The organism is Amycolatopsis sp. cmx-4-83 (genome assembly GCF_046548815.1).
Taxonomy (GTDB): Bacteria; Actinomycetota; Actinomycetes; order Mycobacteriales; family Pseudonocardiaceae; genus Amycolatopsis; species Amycolatopsis pretoriensis_A.
On the sequence record NZ_JAEBEF010000005.1, the window covers coordinates 1 to 21,775 of the forward strand.

Annotated in this window: 19 protein-coding genes and 1 pseudogene; 12 read left to right on the top strand and 8 right to left on the bottom strand. The window is 73.2% G+C overall.

Features of this window, described 5'->3' with window-relative positions; genetic code table 11:
* Positions 1-121 precede the first annotated feature (121 nt).
* Positions 122-931 (bottom strand): annotated as a pseudogene (locus ACLJQM_RS15745) (IS481 family transposase); the annotation flags it as partial.
* Positions 932-1,057: 126 nt separating this feature from the next.
* On the bottom strand, positions 1,058-2,620 hold the full coding sequence (locus ACLJQM_RS15750) for a GMC oxidoreductase (RefSeq protein ID WP_247019621.1): 1,563 nt from the start codon (positions 2,618-2,620) through the stop codon (positions 1,058-1,060).
* A 209-nt stretch (positions 2,621-2,829) separates the two neighbouring features.
* On the opposite strand from ACLJQM_RS15750, the gene ACLJQM_RS15755 reads away from it, so the two are divergent.
* Complete coding sequence (locus ACLJQM_RS15755) at positions 2,830-3,195, top strand: RNA-binding S4 domain-containing protein (RefSeq protein WP_247019620.1); 366 nt, start codon at positions 2,830-2,832, stop codon at positions 3,193-3,195.
* Here ACLJQM_RS15755 and ACLJQM_RS15760 read toward each other — a convergent pair.
* On the bottom strand, positions 3,192-3,326 hold the full coding sequence (locus tag ACLJQM_RS15760; protein ID WP_410631824.1) for a hypothetical protein: 135 nt from the start codon (positions 3,324-3,326) through the stop codon (positions 3,192-3,194). The two genes, ACLJQM_RS15755 and ACLJQM_RS15760, sit on opposite strands and share 4 nt — an antisense overlap.
* Before the next feature lie 150 nt (positions 3,327-3,476).
* On the opposite strand from ACLJQM_RS15760, the gene ACLJQM_RS15765 reads away from it, so the two are divergent.
* Positions 3,477-3,989, top strand: a complete 513-nt coding sequence (locus tag ACLJQM_RS15765) for a sigma-70 family RNA polymerase sigma factor (protein WP_410631825.1) — start codon at positions 3,477-3,479, stop codon at positions 3,987-3,989.
* 60 nt (positions 3,990-4,049) lie between these two features.
* On the opposite strand, the gene shbA is transcribed toward ACLJQM_RS15765, so the two are convergent.
* Together shbA and ACLJQM_RS15775 are read right to left on the bottom strand one after the other, a co-directional pair.
* Positions 4,050-4,700, bottom strand: a complete 651-nt coding sequence (gene shbA / locus ACLJQM_RS15770) for an RNA polymerase sigma factor ShbA (protein WP_410631826.1) — start codon at positions 4,698-4,700, stop codon at positions 4,050-4,052.
* Positions 4,701-4,731: 31 nt separating this feature from the next.
* Positions 4,732-5,139 carry a hypothetical protein gene (locus ACLJQM_RS15775; RefSeq protein WP_410631827.1) on the bottom strand — a complete coding sequence of 136 codons (408 nt, stop codon included), beginning with the start codon at positions 5,137-5,139 and terminating at the stop codon, positions 4,732-4,734.
* A gap of 348 nt (positions 5,140-5,487) precedes the next feature.
* Between ACLJQM_RS15775 and ACLJQM_RS15780 the strand changes: the two genes are divergently transcribed.
* Together ACLJQM_RS15780 and ACLJQM_RS15785 are read left to right on the top strand one after the other, a co-directional pair.
* On the top strand, positions 5,488-8,298 hold the full coding sequence (locus ACLJQM_RS15780; protein ID WP_410631828.1) for a TIR domain-containing protein: 2,811 nt from the start codon (positions 5,488-5,490) through the stop codon (positions 8,296-8,298).
* Between the two features lie 2 nt (positions 8,299-8,300).
* On the top strand, positions 8,301-9,896 hold the full coding sequence (locus tag ACLJQM_RS15785) for a protein kinase domain-containing protein (protein WP_410631829.1): 1,596 nt from the start codon (positions 8,301-8,303) through the stop codon (positions 9,894-9,896).
* Positions 9,897-9,938: 42 nt separating this feature from the next.
* Here ACLJQM_RS15785 and ACLJQM_RS15790 read toward each other — a convergent pair whose 3' ends face one another.
* Positions 9,939-10,913, bottom strand: coding sequence for a hypothetical protein (locus ACLJQM_RS15790; RefSeq protein WP_410631830.1), 975 nt, complete (start codon positions 10,911-10,913; stop codon positions 9,939-9,941).
* A gap of 267 nt (positions 10,914-11,180) precedes the next feature.
* Here ACLJQM_RS15790 and ACLJQM_RS15795 point away from each other — a divergent pair, with 267 nt between their 5' ends.
* The 4 genes from ACLJQM_RS15795 to ACLJQM_RS15810 all read left to right on the top strand — a co-directional run bounded on the left by ACLJQM_RS15795 (position 11,181) and on the right by ACLJQM_RS15810 (position 15,177).
* Complete coding sequence (locus ACLJQM_RS15795; protein ID WP_360766125.1) at positions 11,181-11,342, top strand: hypothetical protein; 162 nt, start codon at positions 11,181-11,183, stop codon at positions 11,340-11,342.
* 177 nt (positions 11,343-11,519) lie between these two features.
* A complete protein-coding gene (locus ACLJQM_RS15800; protein ID WP_410631831.1) occupies positions 11,520-13,691 on the top strand; it encodes an ATP-binding protein in 2,172 nt (723 codons plus the stop codon).
* Between the two features lie 263 nt (positions 13,692-13,954).
* Positions 13,955-14,953 (top strand): SEFIR domain-containing protein, encoded by a 999-nt coding sequence (locus tag ACLJQM_RS15805; RefSeq protein ID WP_410631832.1) that lies wholly within the window; start codon positions 13,955-13,957, stop codon positions 14,951-14,953.
* A 53-nt stretch (positions 14,954-15,006) separates the two neighbouring features.
* Positions 15,007-15,177: a hypothetical protein gene (locus ACLJQM_RS15810; protein ID WP_360766116.1), complete on the top strand. Its 171-nt coding sequence runs from the start codon at positions 15,007-15,009 to the stop codon at positions 15,175-15,177.
* Between the two features lie 4 nt (positions 15,178-15,181).
* On the opposite strand, the gene sigJ is transcribed toward ACLJQM_RS15810, so the two are convergent.
* Both sigJ and ACLJQM_RS15820 read right to left on the bottom strand, forming a co-directional pair.
* Complete coding sequence (sigJ, locus tag ACLJQM_RS15815) at positions 15,182-16,027, bottom strand: RNA polymerase sigma factor SigJ (RefSeq protein ID WP_410631833.1); 846 nt, start codon at positions 16,025-16,027, stop codon at positions 15,182-15,184.
* A 41-nt stretch (positions 16,028-16,068) separates the two neighbouring features.
* The gene (locus ACLJQM_RS15820; RefSeq protein WP_410631834.1) at positions 16,069-17,115 is read right to left on the bottom strand and encodes an amidohydrolase family protein; all 1,047 of its coding nucleotides are present in this window, start codon (positions 17,113-17,115) and stop codon (positions 16,069-16,071) included.
* A gap of 112 nt (positions 17,116-17,227) precedes the next feature.
* Here ACLJQM_RS15820 and ACLJQM_RS15825 point away from each other — a divergent pair, with 112 nt between their 5' ends.
* The 4 genes from ACLJQM_RS15825 (at position 17,228) to ACLJQM_RS15840 (ending at position 21,774) form a co-directional block, all read left to right on the top strand.
* Positions 17,228-17,770 carry a hypothetical protein gene (locus ACLJQM_RS15825; RefSeq protein ID WP_247019605.1) on the top strand — a complete coding sequence of 181 codons (543 nt, stop codon included), beginning with the start codon at positions 17,228-17,230 and terminating at the stop codon, positions 17,768-17,770.
* On the top strand, positions 17,679-18,572 hold the full coding sequence (locus ACLJQM_RS15830) for an ABC transporter ATP-binding protein (protein ID WP_247019604.1): 894 nt from the start codon (positions 17,679-17,681) through the stop codon (positions 18,570-18,572). The genes ACLJQM_RS15825 and ACLJQM_RS15830 overlap by 92 nt, the downstream gene beginning before the upstream one ends.
* Positions 18,562-19,380 (top strand): ABC transporter permease, encoded by an 819-nt coding sequence (locus ACLJQM_RS15835; RefSeq protein ID WP_410631835.1) that lies wholly within the window; start codon positions 18,562-18,564, stop codon positions 19,378-19,380. The genes ACLJQM_RS15830 and ACLJQM_RS15835 overlap by 11 nt, the downstream gene beginning before the upstream one ends.
* A gap of 87 nt (positions 19,381-19,467) precedes the next feature.
* Positions 19,468-21,774, top strand: coding sequence for a putative bifunctional diguanylate cyclase/phosphodiesterase (locus tag ACLJQM_RS15840; protein WP_360766100.1), 2,307 nt, complete (start codon positions 19,468-19,470; stop codon positions 21,772-21,774).
* Position 21,775 lies beyond the last annotated feature (1 nt).

Here is a 21,775-nt window from a genome sequence, read left to right on the forward strand (position 1 = left end):
CATGCGGTGCTGCGCCCGAGCGGGCCGACAAATCGAACGCAGGACACCACGAACTACCCGTGGGTCACACCTTGGCCGGGGTCAGACCAGCCCGACGCAGCACCAAGCCCCAGTCTTCACAGATCTTCCCGTTGGTCTGGGGCCGGTAGGGCCGGGTCCGTTTCGGGGCGACACCCAGCTCGGCGCAGGTGTCCCGCCAGGAGTGGGAGCGGTAGGCCGACCCGTTGTCGGACAGCACCCGCTCGACGGTCACGCCCAGCTCGGCGAACCAGGCGACCGCCCGGCGTAGCACCGCGGTGGCAGTCGCGGCGGTCTCGTCGGTGTGGATTTCGGCGTAGGCGACGCGGGAGTGATCATCGATGACCGTATGCAGCATGGCAGTGCCGGTGCGGGGCTTATAGTCCGCGCCGCGGGGCAGGCCGGGCGTGGCTCGTTTGTTGATCTCGCCTTGTTGCCGGCCGACGTAGCGGTGTCCGCCGCCGTCGGGGATGTTGCCGAACTTGGTGACATCGACGTGGATCAGTGAGCCGGGATGGTCGTGTTCGTAGCGGCGCAGCGGTTCGCCGGTGACTCGGTCGATGCGGGAGAGGCGGTTGATCCGGCAGCGAACGAGTACCGCGTGCACCGTGGAGGCGGGTAGCCCGAGCCGGCCGCCGATCTGGACCGGGCCCAGGCGCTGCCGCCATCGCAGCCGCACGATGGCCCGCACCAGGTGTTCGGGGGTGCGGGTCGGGCTGTGGTGTGGCCGGCTGCTGCGATCAGCCATCCCGGCTTCGCCCTCGTCTTGGTAGCGCTGCGCCCACTTGCGGGCGGTTTTCGCGGCGACCATGAACATTTTCGCCGCTTCGGTGCAGGTCCAGCCTTGTTCGACGATCAACCGTGCGAGCCGCATTCGGGTGCGTGGGGTCAGGGTGGCGTTAGGGTGGGACACGAAGGCCTCCGGATGGGTGAAGCGGTTCCTAGACAGCTCCACTTCACAACCGGAGGCCTTCACCTGTCTGCACGACAGGCCGTGCCTGGTCACCTCAATCCGGGGCAACGTCCCTGGACATCACAGCTAGAAGTCGGTCGCGATGATCTTTTCGATGTTGCGCTCGGCCAGCGCCGTGATCGTGACGAACGGGTTGACGCTGGTGTTGCCCGGGATCAGCGAGCCGTCGATCGCGTACAGGCCCGGGTGGCCGGCGAGCCTGCCGTAGTTGTCGGTCGCCTTGCCGAGCACCGCGCCGCCGAGCGGGTGGTAGGTGAGATGGTCGCCCCAGATCTTGTACACGCCGAAGAGGTCGGTCCGGTAGATCGTCCCCTCCGTCGAGTTGATCTTGTCGAAGATGGTCTTCGCCATGTCGATCGACGGCTGCTTCCACGCCGTCTGCCAGTTCAGCTCGACCGCGCGCGTGGTGGGGTTCCAGGTGAACTGCGCGCGGTTCGGGTTCTTCGTGATCGACAGGTAGAACGACGCCCACGTCTCGATCCCGGTCGGCAGCGGCGCGACCTCCGCGAAGGCACCGCCCGCGTTCCAGTTGTCGATGCCACCGCACGGGATGGACGACTGGAGGCTGCCCGTCGGGTCCCAGATGTGGTTGGCGCGCCCGCACATCACGTTCCCGTTGTCGCCCCAGCCCTTGCCGACCTCGCCGTTCAGGTTGGGCAGCGCGCCGGTTGCCTTCAGCTTCACCAGCAGCTTGCTCGTCCCGACGCTGCCGGCGGCGAAGAACACCTTGGCCGCGGTCACGGTCTTGGTGGTGGCCACCGCGCCCGCGGTGGTCAGCTGCTCGATCGTCACCGTGTAGCCGCCGCCGGATGCGGGCACCACCTGCGTCACGCGGTGCAGCGGGGAGATGGTGACGCGGCCGGTCGCGGCGATCCGCGGGAGGTAGGTCTTCTGCAGGGACTTCTTGCCGTAGTTGTTGCCGTACAGGATTTCCCCGGCCAGCGCCGACTTCGGCACGGTGCCCGCGGCTTCCTGCTCCATGTAGTTCCAGTCGTACACGTCGGGCACGAACACGAACGGGAACCCGGACCGCTGCGCCTGTTTCCGGCCCACGCGGGCGTACTGGTAGGCGTCGGTGGTGTCGAACCAGGCCGGGCGGATGGTGGCGACGCCGAGCCCGGCGTTGGCGCGCGGGTAGTAGGTGTTGTACATCTCGTCCGCGTTGACCGTCGGGAGGATCGCGCCGAAGTTCTCCCGCTTGGGCGTGACGGCCATGCCGCCGTTGACGAGCGAGCCGCCGCCGACCCCGCGGCCCTGGTAGACGGTGATGCCGCTGAACTCCTCGGCGTCGAGGATGCCGGTGTAGCGCGGGATGTCCCGGTCGATGGGGAACCCGAGGAAGTTGGACAGCGGCTGCTTCGTCTTGGTGCGCAACCAGAACGAGCGCTGGTCGGGGGTGGTCGTGTTGGCGAAGATCTTGCCGTCCGAGCCGGGCGTGTCCCAGGCCATGCCCATTTCGACCATGTGCACGTCGACGCCGGCCTCCGCGAGCCGGAGCGCGGCGACCGAGCCGCCGTAGCCGGTGCCGATCACCAGCGCGGAGACCGAGGCGCCGTCGGGGATGGCGGCCTTGGTGGCCGCTCCGGCGGTCGTGGCCGACGCTCGGCCGGCCAGCGCGGCGCCCGCCAAGATAGAACCGGTTCCTGCGATGAAGAGACGGCGGGAAACTCCCCCAGAAGCTGTACTCCACATGGATTCGTCGCGCATGTGATAGTCCTCACCGTTGAGGTATATTAGAACAGGTTATAGCTCAGTGGTGCAGACAAGTCGACATATACCCATGAGTAACATCGCCGGGTTGTGCGGGAGTTCCGCTGAATGGGCCATGATGGACGACTGTGGAGTCGACCCGTGTGGACCGCTGGCTGTGGGCGGTCCGGCTGACGAAGACCCGACCGGACGCCGCGGCGGCGTGCCGCGGCGGGCACGTGCGCGTCAACGACAAACCCGCGAAGCCCGCGACGACCGTCGTCCCGGGCGACGAAGTGCGCCTGCGCATCGCCGGCACGACCAAGGTCCTCGACGTGGTCCGCGTGATCCAGAAGCGCGTCGGCGCCCCGGACGCGGCGACGTGCTACGTGGACCGCACCCCGAAACCCCCGCCGGAGACGGCGATCCCGGTCGCCCGCCGGGACCGCGGCGCGGGGCGGCCGACCAAAAGGGAGCGTCGCGTGCTGGACGCGTTCCGGCAGCAGGAGCCCTAGGCCGGCGGCTTCACGACGCCCGGCAGCAACGCCGGCTCGGCACTGGACGCCTTCGGCGCCGTGCGCGCGACCTCCAGGATCCGCGCTCGGCGTCGGCTCGCATCGCGCGGGCCCGAGCCGCCGATGGTCATCCGGTGACTTGATCGAGGGATCGCCGTCCGCGGCGCGGCTTGCCCGGACAGAGCGGGGAATTCGGCGGGCGCGGGTCGGGCCGTCCGGAAAACGGGTAGTCCCCCTGCCGGTGCGCGATCCGCCGGCGTGGGCGATGGGGAGAGGACGTCATGACGAGCAGCGCTGCCCGGGAACCGGCCGGCCCGGACCGGTTGCTGGCCGCGATACGGCCGCTCGTGGTGCGCTACTGCCGGGCCCGGCTCGGCACCGGGCAGGATCCCGACGACGTCGTGCAGGAGGTCTGCCTCGCGGTGCTGAAGGCCCTGCCCGGGCGGCGGCCGGAGCGGTCCTTCCCGGCGTTCGTCTGCGGGATCGCGCGCCACCAGGTCGAGGCCGCCCGCAAGGCCGCCGCGCGGCAGTGGGCCGAGCCGGTCGCCGAGCTGCCGGACGAGGTCGACGCGGCGCTCGACCCCGAGCACCACGCGCTGCAGCGCGAACTCGGCGAGCGCATGGCGAAGCTGCTCCGGGTCCTTCCGGAGAAGCAGCGGGAAATCCTGGTGCTGCGCGTCGCCGTCGGCCTGTCCGCGGAGGAGACGGCGGAGGCGGTCGGATCGACGCCGGGTGCGGTGCGCGTCGCCCAGCACCGGGCGCTGAGCCAGCTGCGCAAAGCCGTAGCGGGCTGAGCGGGCAAGGCCCCGCGCCGTGAGCTGAAGGTCCCCTTCAGCTCACGGCCGGAGTGACGCTCAGAGCCCGCGTTCGCCGATCATGCCGCGCAGCTTCGTCAGCGCGCGGTACTGCGTGATCCGGACGTTGCCCGGCGAGATGCCGAGCGCGTCCGCGGTCTCGTTCGCCGACAACCCGACCACGATCCGCATCGACAGGATCTCCCGGTGCAGCGGCGGCAGCAGCGCGAGCAGCTTGCCCAGCCGGGCCCCGAGGTCGAGGTCGAGCACGTGGCTCTCGGGCTCGTTGCCGCCGAGCGGGCGGTCCGGCAGCTCCGGCACCGGCTTCGACCGGTCGCGCGCCACCGACCGGAAGGCGTCGGCGACCTTGTTCGCGGCGATGGCCCGCACGAGGTACAGGAACGAGCCCCCGCGGTCCTGGTAGCCGGGCAGCACCTTGAGCACGGCCAGGCACACCTCCTGCGCGACGTCGTCGGCGGAGAGGTAGGAGAGGTCGCGCCCGCCGATCCGCGCGCGGCAGTACCGCACGACGGTGGGCTTGACCAGCCGCAGCAGCGTCTGCACGGCCTCCGGGTCCCCGGCCCGCGCGGCCGCCACGACGGGGTCGAGCTCCTCCTTCCCCAGCTTGCCCTCCGGTCGCGGCAAGTCCGCCGGCACGGAATAGCCGTCCAGTGCTTCCGGCACCGCCGGCGCCGAGATCACGGTTTCCACGGGTCCCTCCTCGCGTCCGCCACCAGGGGCGTCATCGATCGCCGCCGGACCGCGGGTCCTCCGAGACCCGCATCCGCACGTCGCGTTCCAGTTGCCGCAGCGCGGCTTCGAGCCCGGGCGCCACGGGCAGCCTGCCGCGGCCGAGCAGCACGATCCCGTCGTCCTCGGTGCGCCGGGCGACGGCGAACAGCCCCAGCCCGCGCTCCAGCGACCCGGGCACCGGCATCGCCGACACCAGCACGGCGTCGTCGGCCCGTTCGAGCACCCGCACGCCGGGCACGGCGGCGAGGGCCGCCGCGAAATCGGCGTGCGCCCCGGGCCCCATCACCTGGCTGACCACGGTGGCGCCGGGGGCGAACCCGGTCAGCGAACAGGTGGTCGCGGCCGACCACAGGGAGCCGCCCGCGACGACCACGAGCAGGATGACGAGGAGGGTCACGGCTCCGCCCGCCTCACCGGCCACTGTGGATCATCCGCGCATTCCATGTCCGCTCCTACGATTCGCACTCCGAACAATTCGGTTATCGAGGCGCTGACCTGGGGCGTTGCACGGCCGCACTTCTTGTCCACAAGTTGTCCGTTAACCAGAAACCGCCTGTTCGGCGGCCCCGGCGGACACCACCGGACTACAGGTCAAATTCTTGACAATTCCCGCCGGCGCGCGAAGAGCGGTAGCGAAAACGAGCCCGGCACCGATCCTCCGCCCGTACCGCCGCCGACCACCAGGACCCCATCATGATCACCCACTGAAATGCCCCCACTTGACGCCACCGGAGAGTGTTCCCCGATGACGGATCCCGATCCCGGTCTGTCCGGCACCCGCACCGCGGACCGATTCGACGTGTTCCTGTGTTTCACCCGGGCCGACCCCGACGGCGCGATCGCGGTCGACCGGATAGAAGAAGCGCTGCGCTCCGCCGGGCTTCGCGTGTTCCGCGACTCCGGGATCGGCCTTTTCGAACCGATCACCCGTGAACTCGCGGACGCGATCGCCGGTTCGCGCGTGCTGCTCGTCTACTATTCGCGGATCCTGCCGTCCCGGTACGCGTGCCAGTGGGAATTGACGGCCGCGTTCGTCGCCGCGCGGCGCCACGGCGACCCGGCGGACCGCGTGCTGGTGATCAACCCGGAACCGGGGACCGACCACCTCGCACCGGTCGAGCTGGCCGACGCGAAGTTCTGCACCGGCCCGGTGACCGACGGCGCGCTGCCGGAGCTGGTCGGCCGGGTGCGGCGGAAGGTGGAGCGCACCCGCGTCCCGCTCGGCGCGCCCACCGGGCGGACGGCCCCGCCGGGCCGGCGGCCCCCACCGCGGCTCGCCGGCCGGTACCCGGAGCTGTGGTCCGTCCACAGTGCACTGAACGCGGCCGCTTTCCCGGGTGCCACAGCGTATTCGCGGCCGGTGGCCGTGCTGCGCGGCCTGCCGGGCGCGGGCAAGACGGCGCTGGCCGAGCAGTACGCCTACCTGTTCCACGACGCGTTCGGCGGCGGGGTGATCCGGCTGGGCCCGTTCGGGCACCACGAACCGGACGACTTCCTCGCCCAGTTCCCGCTCGCCCTCGCCCGTGCCGCCGCGGACCGCCTCGGCACGGACGTGTCCGGGCTGGACCTCGACCGCCTGCGCGAGCTGCTCGCCGACCGGATCGACGCGGCGGGCGACCGGGTGCTGGTGCTCGTCGACGACGTCCCGGCGGGCCTGCCGCCCGCCGTCCTCGACCGGCTGCTGCTGCCGAGCGACCGGGTGCACACGCTGATCACCAGCCGGTACGGGCACGCGCCGTGGGACGCGGCGACGATCGAGCTCCCCGGCCTCACGCCGGAGGAGGGCCTGCGGCTCTTCTCGGAGTTCCGGGCGCCGGCCGACGACGCCGAACGCGAAGCCGTGCTCCGCTTCGCCGACCGCTGCGGCGGGCACCCGGTCACGCTGCGGGCCACCGCGTTCGCGGTCCGGCACCGGCCGGGGCCGCTCACCGACGACGTCCTCGCCGCGCTGCCGGACACCGCGCCGCAGGCGATCCGCGACCTGCTCGCCGAACTCGGCCCGCTGGCCCGCGACGTCGTCCGGCTGGGCACCGTGCTGGCGCCGGTGCCGTTCCCGGCGGACCTGGCGTGCGCGGTGCTCGGCCCGGTCGGCGCGCCGGAGCTGACCGCGGCCGTCGACGACCTCGTCACGCGGGGGTTCGCCGTCCTGACCGACGGCGAACTGCGGCTGCAGGCCCTCGTCGTCGAGGTCGCGCGCACCGAACCCGCCCCCGCCGAGTTCGCGACGCGTGCGGCCGAGGCGCTCCTCGACCGGCTCCCCGGCGACCGCGACTTCCTGCTCCAGCACGCCCGCGCACTGGCCGAGCACGCCCCGGGCCACCGGGTCCGGCTGCTCCGCCCGGTGGCCGCGGCGTACGAGGCGCAGGGCGACCCGGGCACGGCGGGCGAGGTCCACGCGGTCGTCCTCGCGACCGGCGAAGCCACCTCGGGCGACTTCACCGCGGCAGCCCGCGTCGAGATCGCCTGCGGGCTGTACGCGGAAGCCGCCGGCCACGCGCGGGCGGCGCTGGCGCGCGCCGGCGACGAGGCCGAGCGGTACGCCGCCGGGCTCGCCGAAGCGCAGGCCCTCGACTGCCAGGGCGACTACGCCGGCGCCGACCGGACGTTCTGGGCGCGGCACGGCGACGACCTCCCGGCCGAGGGCGAAGAGCGCTACCGGGCCGCGCTCGCCGTGGCCGTCGCCCGGCGGCTGCGCGGACGGCCGCGGGACGCCGTCGCACTCCTCGACCCCGTGCTCGCGGAGCTGCGGGACGCGCCACCGGGCCCGGTCCGCGACGAGCTCGCGCCGGCCACCCGCCTCGAGTACGCGCGGAGCCTCCAGCTGGCCGGGCGGCCCCGGCGGGCGCGGGAGGTCGCCGGCGAAGTCGTCGACGAGTACCACGCGACCGGCCGGGAGCGGCACGCCCGCTGCGTCGAAGCCGAGCTCGTGCGCGCCGACGCGATGCTGGCGCTCGACCTGCGCGACCTGCGCGCCACCCCGGCGGACTGGGAGCGTTCGGCGGCCGAGCTGCGGGAGCTCGAGGGGAACTACGCGAAGCGGTACGGCTCCGAGAACCCGCTGACCTTGACCGCCGCCGTGTTCGCCGACCGCGCCCTGCTGGCCCTCGGCCAGCCGAAGCGGGCACTGGCCGTGCTGTCCGCCACCGAGCAGGTCGTGCTGCGGGTGCTCGGCGCGGACCACCCGCTGCGCTACCGGATCCGGCACGGCATGGGCCTGGCGCACGCCCAGCTGCGCGAATTCGGCCGCCAGGCCGAACTGCTCGAAGACATCCTCGAACCGCAGATCCGGCTGCTGGGGCGCACCCACCCGGAAACCGTCGAGACCCGGCTCGACCTGGGGATCGCACTGGCGCTGAGCGGCCGCGGCCCGCGCGCGCGGGCGACCGAGCTGGTCGACGGCGCCGCCCGCGACCTCGTCGACGCGCTGGGTGCGGCCACCGAACTGTCGGCCAAGGCACAGGCCGCGAAGCGCGTCGTGCGGCTCCCGCGGCCGTTCGTGTCCGCGCTGTTCACCGTCGAACGGCTGATCTGGCCGGGCCGCGAGAAAGGCGAATAACCATGGAACGTCAGCTGGCCGACCGCTACCGGCTCGGCCCTCCCCTCGGTCGCGGACCGGCGGGCGAAGTCTTCGCCGGCACCGGCCCCGACGGCCGCGAGTACGCCGTCAAGCTCCTCGACGCGCGCCTGACCGGGAACCGGGACGCCGTCGAAGGGTTCCTGCGCGCGCAGTCCCCGCTCGTCGGGCTGGTGCACGAGCACCTGGTGACCCTGCACGACATCGTCGTCGAGGGCGACGTGGTCGCGCTGGTCGTCGACCGGGTGCCGGGTGGCTCCCTGCGCGAACGGCTGAGCGCGTCGGGGACGCTGCTGCCCGCCGAGCTCGCCCGGATCGGCGCCGGGATCGCGGCGGCGCTGCAGGTGGTGCACGACGCCGGGGTCGTGCACGGCGACGTCAAGCCGTCGAACGTGCTGATGGACGACACGGGTGCGGTGCGGGTGCCGAAGCTGACCGACACCGGCGTCGCGCTCCTGGCCCCGCGGCGGACGCACACGTCGCTGGCGACCGCGTCGAAGTACGCGGCACCCGAGGTCGTGCGCGGCGAGCGGCCGGGGCCCGCCGCCGACCTCTACTCGCTGGGCGTCGTGCTCTACGAGCTCTACTGCGGGGTCGCGCCGTTCGCCGGCGGGTTCGTCCGCGACGCGGGCGAGGGCCCGGGCCGTCCCGGGGAGATCCCGGCGCCGCTGTGGGACCTGCTGCGCCTGCTGCTGGCCGTCGAGCCGTCGCTGCGGCCGCGGGCGGGCCAGGTCGCGACCGTGCTCACCGCGATGCTGCCGGACCTCGTCGGGGCCCCCGTCGGGCCGCGCCTCGACCGGCCACCGCCCACCGAAACCGCGCGGAGCCACGCGGCCCCGCCACCCTTCCCGATCGGAGACGACATGTTCGGCGAGCAGTTGTACAGCCCACCCCCGAAGAAGCGGAAGAAGTGGATCCCCTTCGCGGCCGCGGCGGTGGTGCTGGCCGCGGCAGGCGTCACGACGGTGGCGCTGGCGAGTTCCGGCGGCACCCCGTCGGCGGCGCCCGCGCCGGTGACGGTCACGCAGGCGCCGCCCACCGCCACGGTGACCGCCGCCGCCCCCACCAGCGCGAGCACGACGACGTCCGCCTCGGCCGTCCCCGCCTCCGGTTCCGCCGGGGAAGCGACGGTCGAGCAGTACCTGAGCGAGCTGAGCCCGGTCGAGGGATCCTTCGACCGCAGCCACGAAACCGGCAACATCGGGGGCAAGCCGTACCTGCACACGGTCGGCACCGGCGTCCAGGAGTGCTCGGAGGCCGACTCGGCCGAGTACAACATCTCGAAGGGCTACCGGAAGTTCACCGCCACCGCCGGCCTCGACGACAACTCCGCGGACTCCGGGCTGAAGGTGCAGCTCGAGGTCTTCGGCGACGGCCGCAAGCTGCTCACGACGGTCCTGGAACTGAACAAGCCCACGCCGGTCGACCTCGACGTCACCGGCGTCCTGCGCCTGAAGATCGGCTGGCAGCCGGTGAAGTCCGGCTCGTGCGGCGACTCCGGCAACTACCTGAACCTCGGCGAGGCCAAGCTGCTCGGCGTACCCGGCGAAGTGCCGACGTCCCTGGCCCCGACCGGCTGATCCCGACCTCGTGAGTGAGAAACAGGATCAGAACACTGTTTCTCACTCACGAGGCGGTTCGGTGCCGGGCTGCCAGCGGATGCCGTAGGCGAAGCCCGGGGCCAGGTGCCGGAACTGGACGTGCACCTCGCCGGCGTCGTCGGCGGTCAGCGCCGTGCCCCGCGGGAACCGGTCGCGCGTGTCGTTCTGGAACGCCCGCTCCAGCCGCACGATCCGGTCCGGCACCTCGTCGCGGAAGCGGACGTGCAGGTCGAACAACTCGCACGGGTGCCGCGGGACGCACACGTAATGCGGTTCTCGCAGCCGCGCCCGGAACCGCAGTGCGATCTCGTGCTGCTGACCGCGCTGCAACGGCACCGGCAATCGCAACGCGAGGCCGACGCGGTCGCTCGACTCCATCTCGCGCTTGGTGAGCACACCGCCGTGGAACACGTCGACCTCGAGATCCGCCGCACTCACCGAATCCCCGGAATTGGCCAGCGTCGTGAGCGTCAGCGCGAGATCGAGTTCACTGATTTCGTCCGCGTCCGCGACCACCCGCCGGATTTCGAACACCTCCGCCACCGGCTGGTCCAGCGCCAGTGAGACGCGCAGTTCTTCGGTGTGCCAACTGCGGCTCGGGTAGGGCGACGGAGACTGCTGCCTGCCCGCCGCCACCGCCATTGCCGCGATCTGCTCGATGCCGTCGTCGATGCGCCGCCGGACGGTGCGGTCGTCGCGGTCCAGCGTGATCGCCGCCCAGTGCACCCGCTCCTGGTAGAACGGCTTCCGGGCGGCTTCGTCCAGCGCGAACGCCGCCAGCAGCGCGATCTTCAGGTCCTCCGGCAGCGTCTCGACGAGCGGGCGCAAGCGATTCGCGAGTTTACGCCGGATCTCCACGGTGTCGTCATCTTCCAAAATGCCACATGTGCGGCGCAACGCCGGGCCGACCCGATCGCCGAGCGGTGTGGTGAAAATTGCCCTCCCCTTGCGGAGAATCTTCAGCTCACCGACCACGTCCGCCGCACTCAGGTCCACCGTTCCTCCCCTGCCCGTTCCACGCACGGGGATCAATAATCGTCACCCCCGCGGCCGGTGTCCAGTCGATCATGGCGGGACGAACGGATCGTTATGCCGGGGTTTCCTTTCCTCTCGTTAGCGGAAACAGGAAACTCCTTGTCGGACCGTTCCGATCGGCCGCATTCTTCAAGGGCCGCACCGATTCCGCGGCGATAAACCACAAGACCACGGGATGTTCCCGGGTGCCCGAGTGGCGCCCGCGTGCGCCCAGTCGAAGGAGTCGAAATGAAGGTCGTCTGTTCGTTTTCGCTGCTCCTGCGGCTGGCTTTTCGGCTGACCGCGGCGGCGCTGGTGGCCGGGGTCGTGCTGAGCCACCAGCCGGTCCTCGCCGGCGCGCCGCAGCAGCTCACCCCGGTGGTCGCCGCGTACGGAGAGGAGGTGCGGTAACGATGCAGACCCACGCCATCGGGCTCGTCCTGGCCCTGCTGACCGTCGTGTTCGGCTGAGGCCGGCATGCGACACGACCACGAGCCGGCCGGGGCCGCCGCCCCGGCCGGCCTTCCCGGACGGTGTCCCGGCACCGTCTCCACGGCCATACTTGTCCTTCGACGAGGGTGGGTGCTGATGAGCGAACGAGCGACGTTCGGCGCCGAGCTGCGCCGCCTGCGCCGTGCCGCCGGCCTCTCCCTCACGGAACTGGCGGACCGCGTCCACTACAGCAAGGGCTACCTGAGCAAGGTCGAAACCGGCCTCACGACGCCCAACGCGGCGCTCGCCGCCCTGTGCGAGGCCGAACTCGGCGCGCCCGGGGCGCTCACCGCGCTGCTCCCGCGTGAACCGGCCCGCCGGCGCACCCGGCCCGACGTCCGCCCGTCGGGGCTGCCGCCGGCGACCGCGGACTTCACCGGCCGGGCCGCCGAACTGCAGGCGGTCCGCGACGCGCTCGAAGCCGACGCCGGCGTCTGCGTCGTTTCCGGCATGGGCGGCGTCGGCAAGACCGCGCTCGCGGTCCGCTGCGCCCACCGGCTCGAAGCGGCGTTCGCCGACGGCTGCCTGTTCGTCGACCTCCGCGGCCAGGGCGACACCCCGGTGCCCGCCGCCGCGGTGCACGACCGCCTGCTGCGCGTGCTGGGCGTGCCGGCGGAGCGGATCCCGGCCGACCCCGACGACCGCGCCGCCCTCTACCGCTCGCGGCTGCGCGGCCGCAGCCTGCTGCTCGTGCTGGACAACGCGGGCAGCGCCGCGCAGGTCCGGCCGCTGCTGCCGGCCGAACCGAAGTGCCGCGTCCTGGTCACGACCCGCTCGCGGCTGAGCGCGCTCGACGACGTCCGGCACGTCTCGCTCGACGTGCTGCCCGCCGCCGCCGCGACGGAGCTCGTCTCCGCGCTGACCGGGACCGGCGAGGTGGACGCCGCCCGGGTGGCGGAGCGGTGCGGCCGGCTGCCGCTGGCCATCCGGATCGCCGCGGCCCGGCTGCGCGCGCACCCGGCGTGGGACCTGGCCGAACTCGACCGCCGGCTGGCGAGCGAAGCCGGCCGGCTCGGCCAGCTCGACGACGGCGAACGCAACCTGTCCGCGGTCTTCTCGGTGTCGGCCCGGCAGCTCGGCGCCGCGGAGGCCCGGCTGTTCGGGCTGCTGGCCCTGCACCCGGGCAGCGACTTCGACGTCCTCGCGGCGAGCGCGCTGGCCGGGCTCCCGCCGCGGGAGACCGACCGGCTGCTCGACCGGCTGCACGAGGCGTACCTGGTCACCCAGCCCGCGGCCGACCGCTACGGCTTCCACGACCTCCTGCGCGAGTTCGCCGCCGGGAGCCTGGACGACGAACGGGGCGAGCGGGAACGGGCGTTCGGCAGGCTGGCCGCGTTCGCCGTCCGGGAGGCCGAGCGGGCCGACCGGGAACTGGCCCCGCAGCGCTACCGCCCGGACATCGGTTACCCCGCCGGCCTCCCCGAGCCACCGGCGGCCGACGGCGTCACGTGGTTCCGCGCCGAGTGGCCGAACCTGGTGGCGCTCTGCCGCCGGGCCGGCGAGCTGGGCGAACACGACCGGTGCTGGCAGCTCGCGTTCTTCCTGCGCGGCTACTTCTTCCTGGCGAAGCTGTGGGACCCGTGGATCGCGACGCACCGCTGGGCCCGCGCCGCGGCCGAAGCGGCGGGCGACCGGTGGGCGCTGGCCACCACGACGGCCAACCTCGGCGTCGCACTGGTCGACCGCGGCGACCTCGACGGCGCGTCCGAGTGCTACCGCGAAGCGCTGCGGGAGTACCGCGCGATCGGCGACCGCCACGGCGAGGCGACGGCGCTCGCGCACCACGCCTGGGCCGACCACTACCGCGGCGAGCACGCGGCCGCGCTGCGGGCGTTGCGGACGGCGCTGGAGTTCTACGAGCAGACGGGCAGCGAGCGCAACGCCGCCATCACGAACCGCGGCATCGCCCTGGTGCTCGTCGGACTCGGCGAGGCGGCCGAAGCCGCGGAGCTCGCGACCGGCACACTGGCCGTGTTCGACCGGCTCGACCTGGACTTCGACGCCGCGATGGCGTTGAACTGCCTGGGCTGGGCCCGTTTCCACACCGGCGAGCACGATCTCGCGTCCGCGGCCTACCGCGAGGCGGCGGCGCGGGCGGAAGCCTGCGACAGCAGTCATGAGGCGGCACGCGCGTACACGGGCCTCGGCAACGTGGCGGCCGCCCGCGGTTCGCACGAGGAGGCGGCCGGGTTCTGGGCCCAAGCCGACGAGACCCACCCGGACCTCGACCCCGTCGTCATCGGCGAAGCCCGCACCCGGCACGCGTAACGAGAACCCGCGGGACACCGAAGCCCACCCCGGCCCCGGCAACCTGACCGCCAGCCGACAGCGGCACGCGCCTCCACCAGCCTCGGCAATGTGGCGGCCGCCCGCGGTTCGCGCGAGGAGGCGGCCGGGTTCTGGGCCCAAGCCGACGAGATCCACCCGGACCTCGACCCCGTCGTCATCGGCGAAGCCCGCACCCGGCACGCGTAACGAGAACCCACGGGACACCGACTCTGGTGGCGCCCCCGAGCGGACGGAGAACGATGGTGACGCGCCGCCCCCGGGTTTTCGTGTCGTATTCGCACGACGACGAGACCCACAAGACACTCGTGCGCCGGTTCGCCGAGTTCCTGCACCGGCACGTGGGTCTCGAGGTGCACCTGGACCAGTGGGCGGACGGGTACCGCATCGACTGGGCGAAGTGGGCGGCGCGTCAGCTGCAGCAGTCCGACTTCACGCTCGCGATCGCGTCCCCGGTCTACCGGCGGCGGCTCGACGGCGACGAGCCGCCGCAGATCGGCTGGGGCGCCCAGTTCGAGGGCGCCATCCTGCGCAACCAGCTCAGCAGCGACATCGACGAGTACACCGCGCGGATCCTCCCGGTCGTGCTGCCCGGCCGGGCGATCGAGGAGATCCCCGGCTTCCTCACGCCCTATTCCGCGTCGCACTACAAGATCCAGCAGTTCCAGCTGGACGATCCCGGCGTGCAGAGCCTGATCCGGGCGATCGCCGGCCAGGCCGAACACCCCAAGCCCGGCAGCGAGCCGGGGGAGTTCGCCGTTCCCGGTTTCGTCCCGCTCGCGCGGCGCCGGAAACTGTTGCTGACCACCGAATTGAAGCCGGTTTCGAAGGGGCCGGACGTCCGGCTCGGCGCGGTCGGCATCGACGGCACGCACTACGGCAACGGCATCGCCTACCGCTGCTCGATGTTCTGCAGCGAACCCCGCGGCGTCGTCGAATACACCCTCGGGCGGAAGTACAAGAAGTTCGAAGCGACGGTCGGCGTCCTCGACGACGCGAGCGACGCCCAGCAGACCGGCTACTTCGAGGTCTTCCTCGACGGCGTCGCCCACCCCGGGGCCACCGTGAAGCTCGGGTCGCCGGCGCACCTCGGCGTCGACGTCTCCGAAGTGCTCCGGCTGCGGCTCGTGGCCTACCGCACCGACACCACGGTCCACCCGATGCTCGCCGGCGCGCGGATGGCGGGCGGGCTGTCCAACGGCCTGCCCGAACTCGGCTGGGGCGACCCGGTGCTCTACACCTGATCGTGGCCGGTGCGGCCGGGTTGGCGCCCGCCGGGGCCGGGTAATTGTCGATCATGAGCCCGAGGATGTGGCGGCTGCTGATTTCGGGGTCGCTGCGGCTGTTCCTGATCAGCGCCGTCCCGACCGCGGTGCACCTCTCCGTGGTCGTCGGGCTGGCGGCCGGGGTGATCGCCTTCGTCGTGCCCGCACCGCGCGGGCCGGGCGGCACGGGGGCGTCCGGCTAGCCGGCTACCAGCGGCGGAGCTTCTCGGGGTTCCGCACCGCCCACACGCGCCGGATCGCGTCCCCGGCGACGTCGAACGCGATGACGGCCACGACCACGCCCTCCTGGCGGGCGACCAGCCCCGGCCGGCCGTTGACCGCGGTCTCGGTGAGCGTCATCCCGGACACGCGGGTCGCGAGGCCAACGGCGTAGCGCGCGACCCGCTCGCCGCCCTCGACCGGGTGCGGCACCGCGGCGGCCAGGCCCCCGCCGTCGGCCGTCACGGTGGCTTCGGGGTCGAGGAGGCCGAGCAGGCCGTCGATGTCCTTGGCCTCCCAAGCCTCCTTGAAGGCCCGCACGACCGCGGCACTCCCCCGCGACGGCGGCGGAGCCGGCCGCACCCGCCGCCGCGCGGTCGAGGCGAGCTGGCGGCACGCGGCCGCCGACCGGTCGAGGACCGCCGCGACCTCGGCGAACGGGTAGCCGAACACGTCGTGCAGGACGAACGCCACCCGCTCGGCCGGCGTCATCGCGTCCAGCACGACGAGGAACGCCACGGTGACCGACTCGGCCAGCGCGACGCGGTCGGCGGGATCCCCGAGCGGGTCTTCGGGCACCGGCTCGGGCAGCCACTCGCCGACGTACCGCTCCCGCCGGACCCGCGCCGACCCGAGCAGGTCGAGGCAGATGCGGCCGGCGACGGTCGTCAGCCACGCGCCCGGGGACTCGATCGCTTCGCGCTGCGGTGCGGACAGCGCGTACCACCGCCCGAAGGCTTCCTGGACGACGTCTTCGGCGTCGGCGAGCGAGCCGAGCAGCCGGTAGGCGAGGCCGGTCAGCTGCCGCCGCTCGTGCACGATCGCAGTGGTCATGACCCCTTGACGAGCTCCGGGGCCGGGTTGTGACACCGGCGTCAGCGGCGCCGCACGCACTTGCCCCGCAGCACGACCGCCACCGGGGTGGCCAGCAGGTCGAGGTCCGCCCGCGGGTCCCGGTCGTAGACCACGGCATCGGCGGGCGCACCCGGCTCCAGACCGCGCAACCCCAGGTATTCGCGCGCGCTCCACGACGCCGCCGCCAGCGCGTCGTGCGGCCGGACGCCCGCGGCCGCCAGCGCGCGGATCTCCGCCAGGATCCCGCCGTGCGGCAGGGAATCCGTGCCCGCCAGCACCCGCACCCCGGCTTCGGCCGCGGCCGCCGTCAGCGACGCGTGGACGCGCGCGCCGCTGAGGTACCAAGTCCGCTGTGGACTGTCCGGGGCCTGTTCCCGGCGCGCCAGCCCGGCGTTGACGGCCGACAACGTCGGCGTCAGCGCCGTTCCCCGCGAAGCCATCCGCGCCAGCAGGTCCGGGTCGAGGCACATGCCGTGCTCCAGCGAATCGACGCCCGCCGCGACCGCCGCCGTGCCGCCTTCCGGGTGCTGGCTGTGCACCGCCACCCGCCCGCCGACCGCGTGGACCTCGCGAACGACCGCCGTCAGCACGTCGGCCGGGACCGCGGAGTCGCCGACGCGCCAGTCCGCGATGATCTTCGCCCAGCCGGTCCGCGCGGCCTGCGCCGCCGCCAGTGCGGGCAGCTCGGCGTGGTCCGCGCGGCGGCCCCAGCCGTCGAAGAACTGGCCGTGCTGGGCCAGCCACGGCCCCGCGTGCCGGGCGCGCGGCACGTCCGGGTCCTCGCCGAACCACGGCGGTGGCTCGCCCGGCAGGCCCGGCGAGCGGATCAGCGTGACGCCGGCGTCGACGTGCTGGTGCAGCTGCGCCCGCAGCACCCCGTCGTCCATCGGCTGTCCCGGCTCGGTCGCGCCGGGGTGCGTGTGCGCGTCGACCAGACCCGGCACGAGCCAGCCCTCGCCCACGAGGGTCGCGCCCGGGACCGGGTCGGTGGTCCAGTGGTCGCCGTCGGCGTAGAGGTCGGCGTACTCGCCGTGCGGCAAGGCGTAGCCCCGGATGCGGATCACCACGACACCGAACGTACCCGCGTACGCACCCCGGCGTAGCCGCAAGAGCCGTACCACGGCGGACGCCCCCGGGGACCCCGGTCCCGAGGATGGGAGGCGTCGAAAAGGAGGCACCATGACGCTCAAGGCCCGGGCCCGGAAGTGGTGGCTGGTGGGGCACATCGTCTCGGCCGGCGCGTGGATCGGGATCGACGCCGTGCTGGGCATCCTGGTCTGCACCGCGCTGCTCACCGGCGACGCCGCCGTCAGCGCCACCGCTCTCCAGGCGCTCAAGCTGTTCGCCGTGTGGCCGATGCTGACCGCCGCGCTCCTCGCCCTCGGCACGGGCGCCGTGCTCGGCCTCGGCTCGAAGTACGGCCTGGTCCGCTACTGGTGGGTGGCCGTCAAGCTCTCGATCAACGTCCTGATGGCGCTGCTGATCCTCTTCGCGCTGCGCTCCGGCGTCGACCAGGCCACCGAGCGGCCCGAGGGACTGCTCTACCCCGTCGTCGTCGCCCCCTGCCTGTTGCTGTTCGCCAGCGTCCTCGCGGTCTTCAAGCCGTGGGGCCGCGTCCGGAAGGAGTCCCGTGACCCAGCCCGTGGAAACGACCGCGCTGACCAAGCGCTACGGACCGGCCGCCGCCGTCGAGGACCTGAACCTCTCGGTGCCCGCCGGTGAGGTGTACGGCTTCCTCGGCCCCAACGGCGCCGGCAAGACGACGACGCTGCGGATGCTGCTCGGCCTGATCCGGCCGACCTCGGGGAGCGTCCGGGTGCTCGGCGCCGCGCCCGGCCCGGGCAGCCTCACCCGCGTCGGCGCGCTCATCGAAGGCCCCGCGTTCTACCCGTACCTGTCCGGCCGGGCGAACCTGCGGATCCTCGCCGACCACGCCGGGGTGCGGCGGACCCGCGTCGACGCCGTGCTCGACGTCGTCAGCCTCACCGACCGCGCCAAGGACCGGTACTCGACGTACTCGCTCGGCATGAAGCAGCGGCTCGGCCTCGCCGCGGCGCTGCTGAAGGACCCCGAGCTGATCGTCCTGGACGAGCCGACCAACGGCCTCGACCCGGCCGGCATGGCCGACATGCGGGTCACCCTGCGCAAGCTCGCCGCGGACGGCTGCACCGTGCTGCTGTCCAGCCACCTGCTGGCCGAGGTCGAGCAGATCTGCGACCGCGTCGGCGTGCTCGACCACGGGCGGCTCGTCATCGAGACCACCGTCGCGGACCTGCGGGCGGGCGGCGCGCTGCGCGTCGTCGCCGAACCCCTCGAGCAGGCCCGCGACCACCTGCGGCGGCGTTACGGCCACGTCCGTGCCGACGGCCGGGCGCTCGAGCTCGACGTGGACGCGGGCGAAGCCGGCCGCGTGAACGCCGGGCTCGTCGGCGCCGGCTGCGTCGTCAGCGAGCTGCGCTGGCACGAACCCGACCTGGAACAGACCTTCCTCGCCCTGACCGGAGGCACCCCCGATGCTGCTTGACATCCGCGCCGAGCTGCTCAAGCAGACCCGCCGCCCGGCGAGCTGGCTGCTGCTGGCCGTCGCCGTCGTGCTGAGCCTGACCTTCGGCTACGCCGTCCCGTACGCCGGGCTGAGCGGGGCCACGTCCGGGCCACCCGGCTCGAACCGCGGGCTGGCGGCGATGCTGCCGGACGCCTTCCTCGGCAGTGCGCTGGGCGGGCTGCCGATCTTCGTCGGGGCCCTCGCGCTGATCTTCGGCGTGCTGGTCGCCGGCAGCGAGTACGGCTACGGCACGTGGAAAACGGTGCTGGTGCAGCACCCGTCGCGGATCGCGGTCTACGGCGCGAAGCTGGTCACCGTCGCGCTCGCCGCGCTGGCCGTCGTGCTCGCGCTGTTCGCGGCGACGGCGGGCGCGAGCGCGCTCGTCGCGGCGCTGCGGGACCAGCCGCTGACCTGGCCGCCGGTCTTCGACGTCGTCCGCGGCCTCGGCGCCGGCTGGCTGGTCACGACGATGTGGGGCGCCCTCGGCGTGCTGCTCGCGATCGGCCTGCGCTCGGTCGCGCTGCCGATCGGGCTCGGCCTGGTCTGGCTGCTGGCCGTGCAGAACCTCCTGGCGTCGATCGCCGCGCCGCTGCTGGACTGGGTCGCGCAGCTGCAGAAGGGGCTGCCGGGGCCGAACGCGGGCGCGCTGGCCGCCGCGTTCGGGGCGAGCGCGCCGGGGGTCGAGCCGATCGTCGGGTCCGGGCAGGCCGCCGTCGTGCTGGCCGCGTACGTCGTCGGTTTCGGCGTCCTCGGCGGGTGGCTGCTGCACCGGCGTGACATCGCCTGAGCGCCCGGTGCGGTGCGCTTGTACCCGGTCACGCGCGGTGTAGTGTTTCCCGGTCCGACCGGCAGGCGTGACCCCACGTGAGGTGCGATGACAGTGCGGCGGTACCCGGTCGCGATCCTGCTCGTCGTCGTCACGGCGGTCGTGGTCGTGGTCAACGGGTTCGCGTTCTGGGGCGACGCCTTCGCGTTGTGGATCGACGACGCCATGCAGCTCGGCGCCGGGCTGACCGCGGTCGGCTGCGGCGTCGTCGTCGCCCGCCGGTTCCGCGGGCACCAGCGCTGGTGGCGGGTCCTGGTCGCGATCGGCATGGCCGGCTGGTCGCTCGGGCAGTGCGTCTGGTCCTGGTACCAGCTGATCGACGGGCGCGGGCTGCCGTCGCCGTCGCTGGCCGACGTCGGCTACCTGAGCTTCCCGGTGTTCGCGCTCGCCGCCCTGTTCGTGCTGGCCAGGGCGCGGGTCCGGCCGGACCGCGAACGCTGGCAGCCCGCGCAGTGGACGGCGCACTTCGGCGTCGCGCTGGTGCTCGACGGCCTGATCGTCACCGGCTCGCTGTTCATCCTCACCTGGACCGCGGCGCTCGCCCAGCTGGTCCGCGCCACCGCGCCGGACAAGCTGACCTGGGCGGTCGCGATCTCCTACCCGCTGTCGGACCTGGTGATCGTGGTCGTCGCGGTGCTGCTGGTCGTGTTCGACCGGGTGGACCGGCCCTACCGCGCGAACCTGCTGCTGGCCGCGGTCGGGATCGTCGCGCTCGCCGCGTCCGACAGCGTGTTCGCCTACCTGGTCAGCATCGGCGCGGAAAGCATGAAGCCGTGGTCGGACGGCGGGTTCGTGCTCGGCCCGCTGTTCATCGCGTACGCGCTGCTGGCCACGCCGGGCAGCCGGCGGCGCGACGACGCGAACCAGCCGGTCGGGATCGACTGGTGGCAGCTGGCGCTGCCGTACGTGCCGGTCACCGCGGTCGCGCTGCTGATCACCGTGCAGGTGGTGGCCGGTGCGGGCCCGGACGCCGTCGAGGTCTACGTCGGCGTGCTCGTGGTGTTCCTCGTGCTCGCCCGGCAGCTGCTTTCCCTGCTGGACAACCGGTTGCTGCTGCGCCGTGTGTACGAAGGCCAGCAGCAGCTGACCCACCAGGCCTACCACGACCCGCTGACCGGGCTGGCCAACCGCGCGCTGTTCGCCGACCGGCTGGACCGCGCCGTCGAGAGCGGGCCGCGGCCGCTGGTGCTGATCTTCGTCGACCTCGACGACTTCAAGGAGGTCAACGACCGCTTCGGCCACGCGGGCGGCGACGTCCTGCTGCACGCGGTCGCCCAGCGGCTGCTGAGCTGCGTGCGCGCGGGCGACACGGTGGCGCGGCTCGGCGGCGACGAGTTCGCGATCCTCCTGGAGGGTGAGGTGGACGCGCCGCAGGCCGTCGCCGACCGGATCCAGGGCGTGCTGCGGCGGCCGTTCGCGGTGCACGGCACGCTGGTCCCGGTCCGGGCGAGCATGGGCCTGGTAGTGCCGGACCCGGCCGAACCGCTGATCACGTCGGACGTGCTGCTCGGCCGCGCCGACACGTCGATGTACGCGGGCAAGCGGCTCGGCAAGGACACCACGGTGGTGTACCGCCCCTCCGAAGACGGCCCGCCCGACTTCCCCTCGGCCCTGCGCCGCGCGGACGGCGGCATCCCGGCGGGCTTCGGCCTGGTGTTCCAGCCGATCGTCCGGCTGCCGGACGCGACCCCGGTGGCGGTCGAGGCGCTGGCCCGGTGGACCACGCACGACGGGACGTCGGTCTCGCCCGAAACGTTCGTCCGCGCCGCCGAAGGCGCCGGGATGGGCGCGGAACTGGACGCGCTGGTGCTGGACCTGGCCTGCCGCGAGATCACCGCGGCCGGCGTCGACCTGACGGTGCACGTCAACGTGTGCGCCAGCCGCCTCGGCGCCGAGGCGCTGGAGCAGAGCGTCGCGGCGAGCCTCGCCCGCTACGGCCTGCCCGCGGAGCGGCTCATCGTGGAGATCACCGAGACGGTCCCGGTCCCGGACCTCGCCGCCGGCGCCGCCGCGATCCGCCGCCTGCAGGCCCTCGGCGTCCGGGTGGCGCTCGACGACTTCGGGGCCGGGTACAGCTCGCTGACCGTGCTGCACGCACTGCCGGTCGACCAGATCAAGCTGGACCGCGCGCTGACGACCGGCATCCAGCCCGAGCGCGACGCGGCGCTGTGCCGCTCGCTGGTCGCGCTGTGCCGCGACCTCGACGTGGCGGTGGTCGCGGAGGGCATCGAGACGGCCGAGCAGGCCGAACTGGTCACCCGGGCGGGCTGCCCCACCGCCCAGGGCTACCGGTTCGGCCACCCGGCCCCGCTGTCCTCGCTACGGCTCTCGGCCGCCCCGCTCACCGCGGGCTGAA

What these genes read in the sequence shown, in the direction of transcription:
- ACLJQM_RS15760 (WP_410631824.1), bottom strand. Translation starts at nt 3,326, where the DNA reads ATGACCATCGGCGGCTCGGGCCCGCGCGATGCGAGCCGACGCCGAGCG.
- ACLJQM_RS15765 (WP_410631825.1), top strand. Translation starts at nt 3,477, where the DNA reads ATGACGAGCAGCGCTGCCCGGGAACCGGCCGGCCCGGACCGGTTGCTG.
- ACLJQM_RS15780 (WP_410631828.1), top strand. Translation starts at nt 5,488, where the DNA reads ATGACGGATCCCGATCCCGGTCTGTCCGGCACCCGCACCGCGGACCGA.
- ACLJQM_RS15785 (WP_410631829.1), top strand. Translation starts at nt 8,301, where the DNA reads ATGGAACGTCAGCTGGCCGACCGCTACCGGCTCGGCCCTCCCCTCGGT.
- ACLJQM_RS15795 (WP_360766125.1), top strand. Translation starts at nt 11,181, where the DNA reads ATGAAGGTCGTCTGTTCGTTTTCGCTGCTCCTGCGGCTGGCTTTTCGG.
- ACLJQM_RS15800 (WP_410631831.1), top strand. Translation starts at nt 11,520, where the DNA reads ATGAGCGAACGAGCGACGTTCGGCGCCGAGCTGCGCCGCCTGCGCCGT.
- ACLJQM_RS15810 (WP_360766116.1), top strand. Translation starts at nt 15,007, where the DNA reads ATGAGCCCGAGGATGTGGCGGCTGCTGATTTCGGGGTCGCTGCGGCTG.
- sigJ (WP_410631833.1), bottom strand. Translation starts at nt 16,027, where the DNA reads ATGACCACTGCGATCGTGCACGAGCGGCGGCAGCTGACCGGCCTCGCC.
- ACLJQM_RS15825 (WP_247019605.1), top strand. Translation starts at nt 17,228, where the DNA reads ATGACGCTCAAGGCCCGGGCCCGGAAGTGGTGGCTGGTGGGGCACATC.
- ACLJQM_RS15835 (WP_410631835.1), top strand. Translation starts at nt 18,562, where the DNA reads ATGCTGCTTGACATCCGCGCCGAGCTGCTCAAGCAGACCCGCCGCCCG.
- ACLJQM_RS15840 (WP_360766100.1), top strand. Translation starts at nt 19,468, where the DNA reads ATGACAGTGCGGCGGTACCCGGTCGCGATCCTGCTCGTCGTCGTCACG.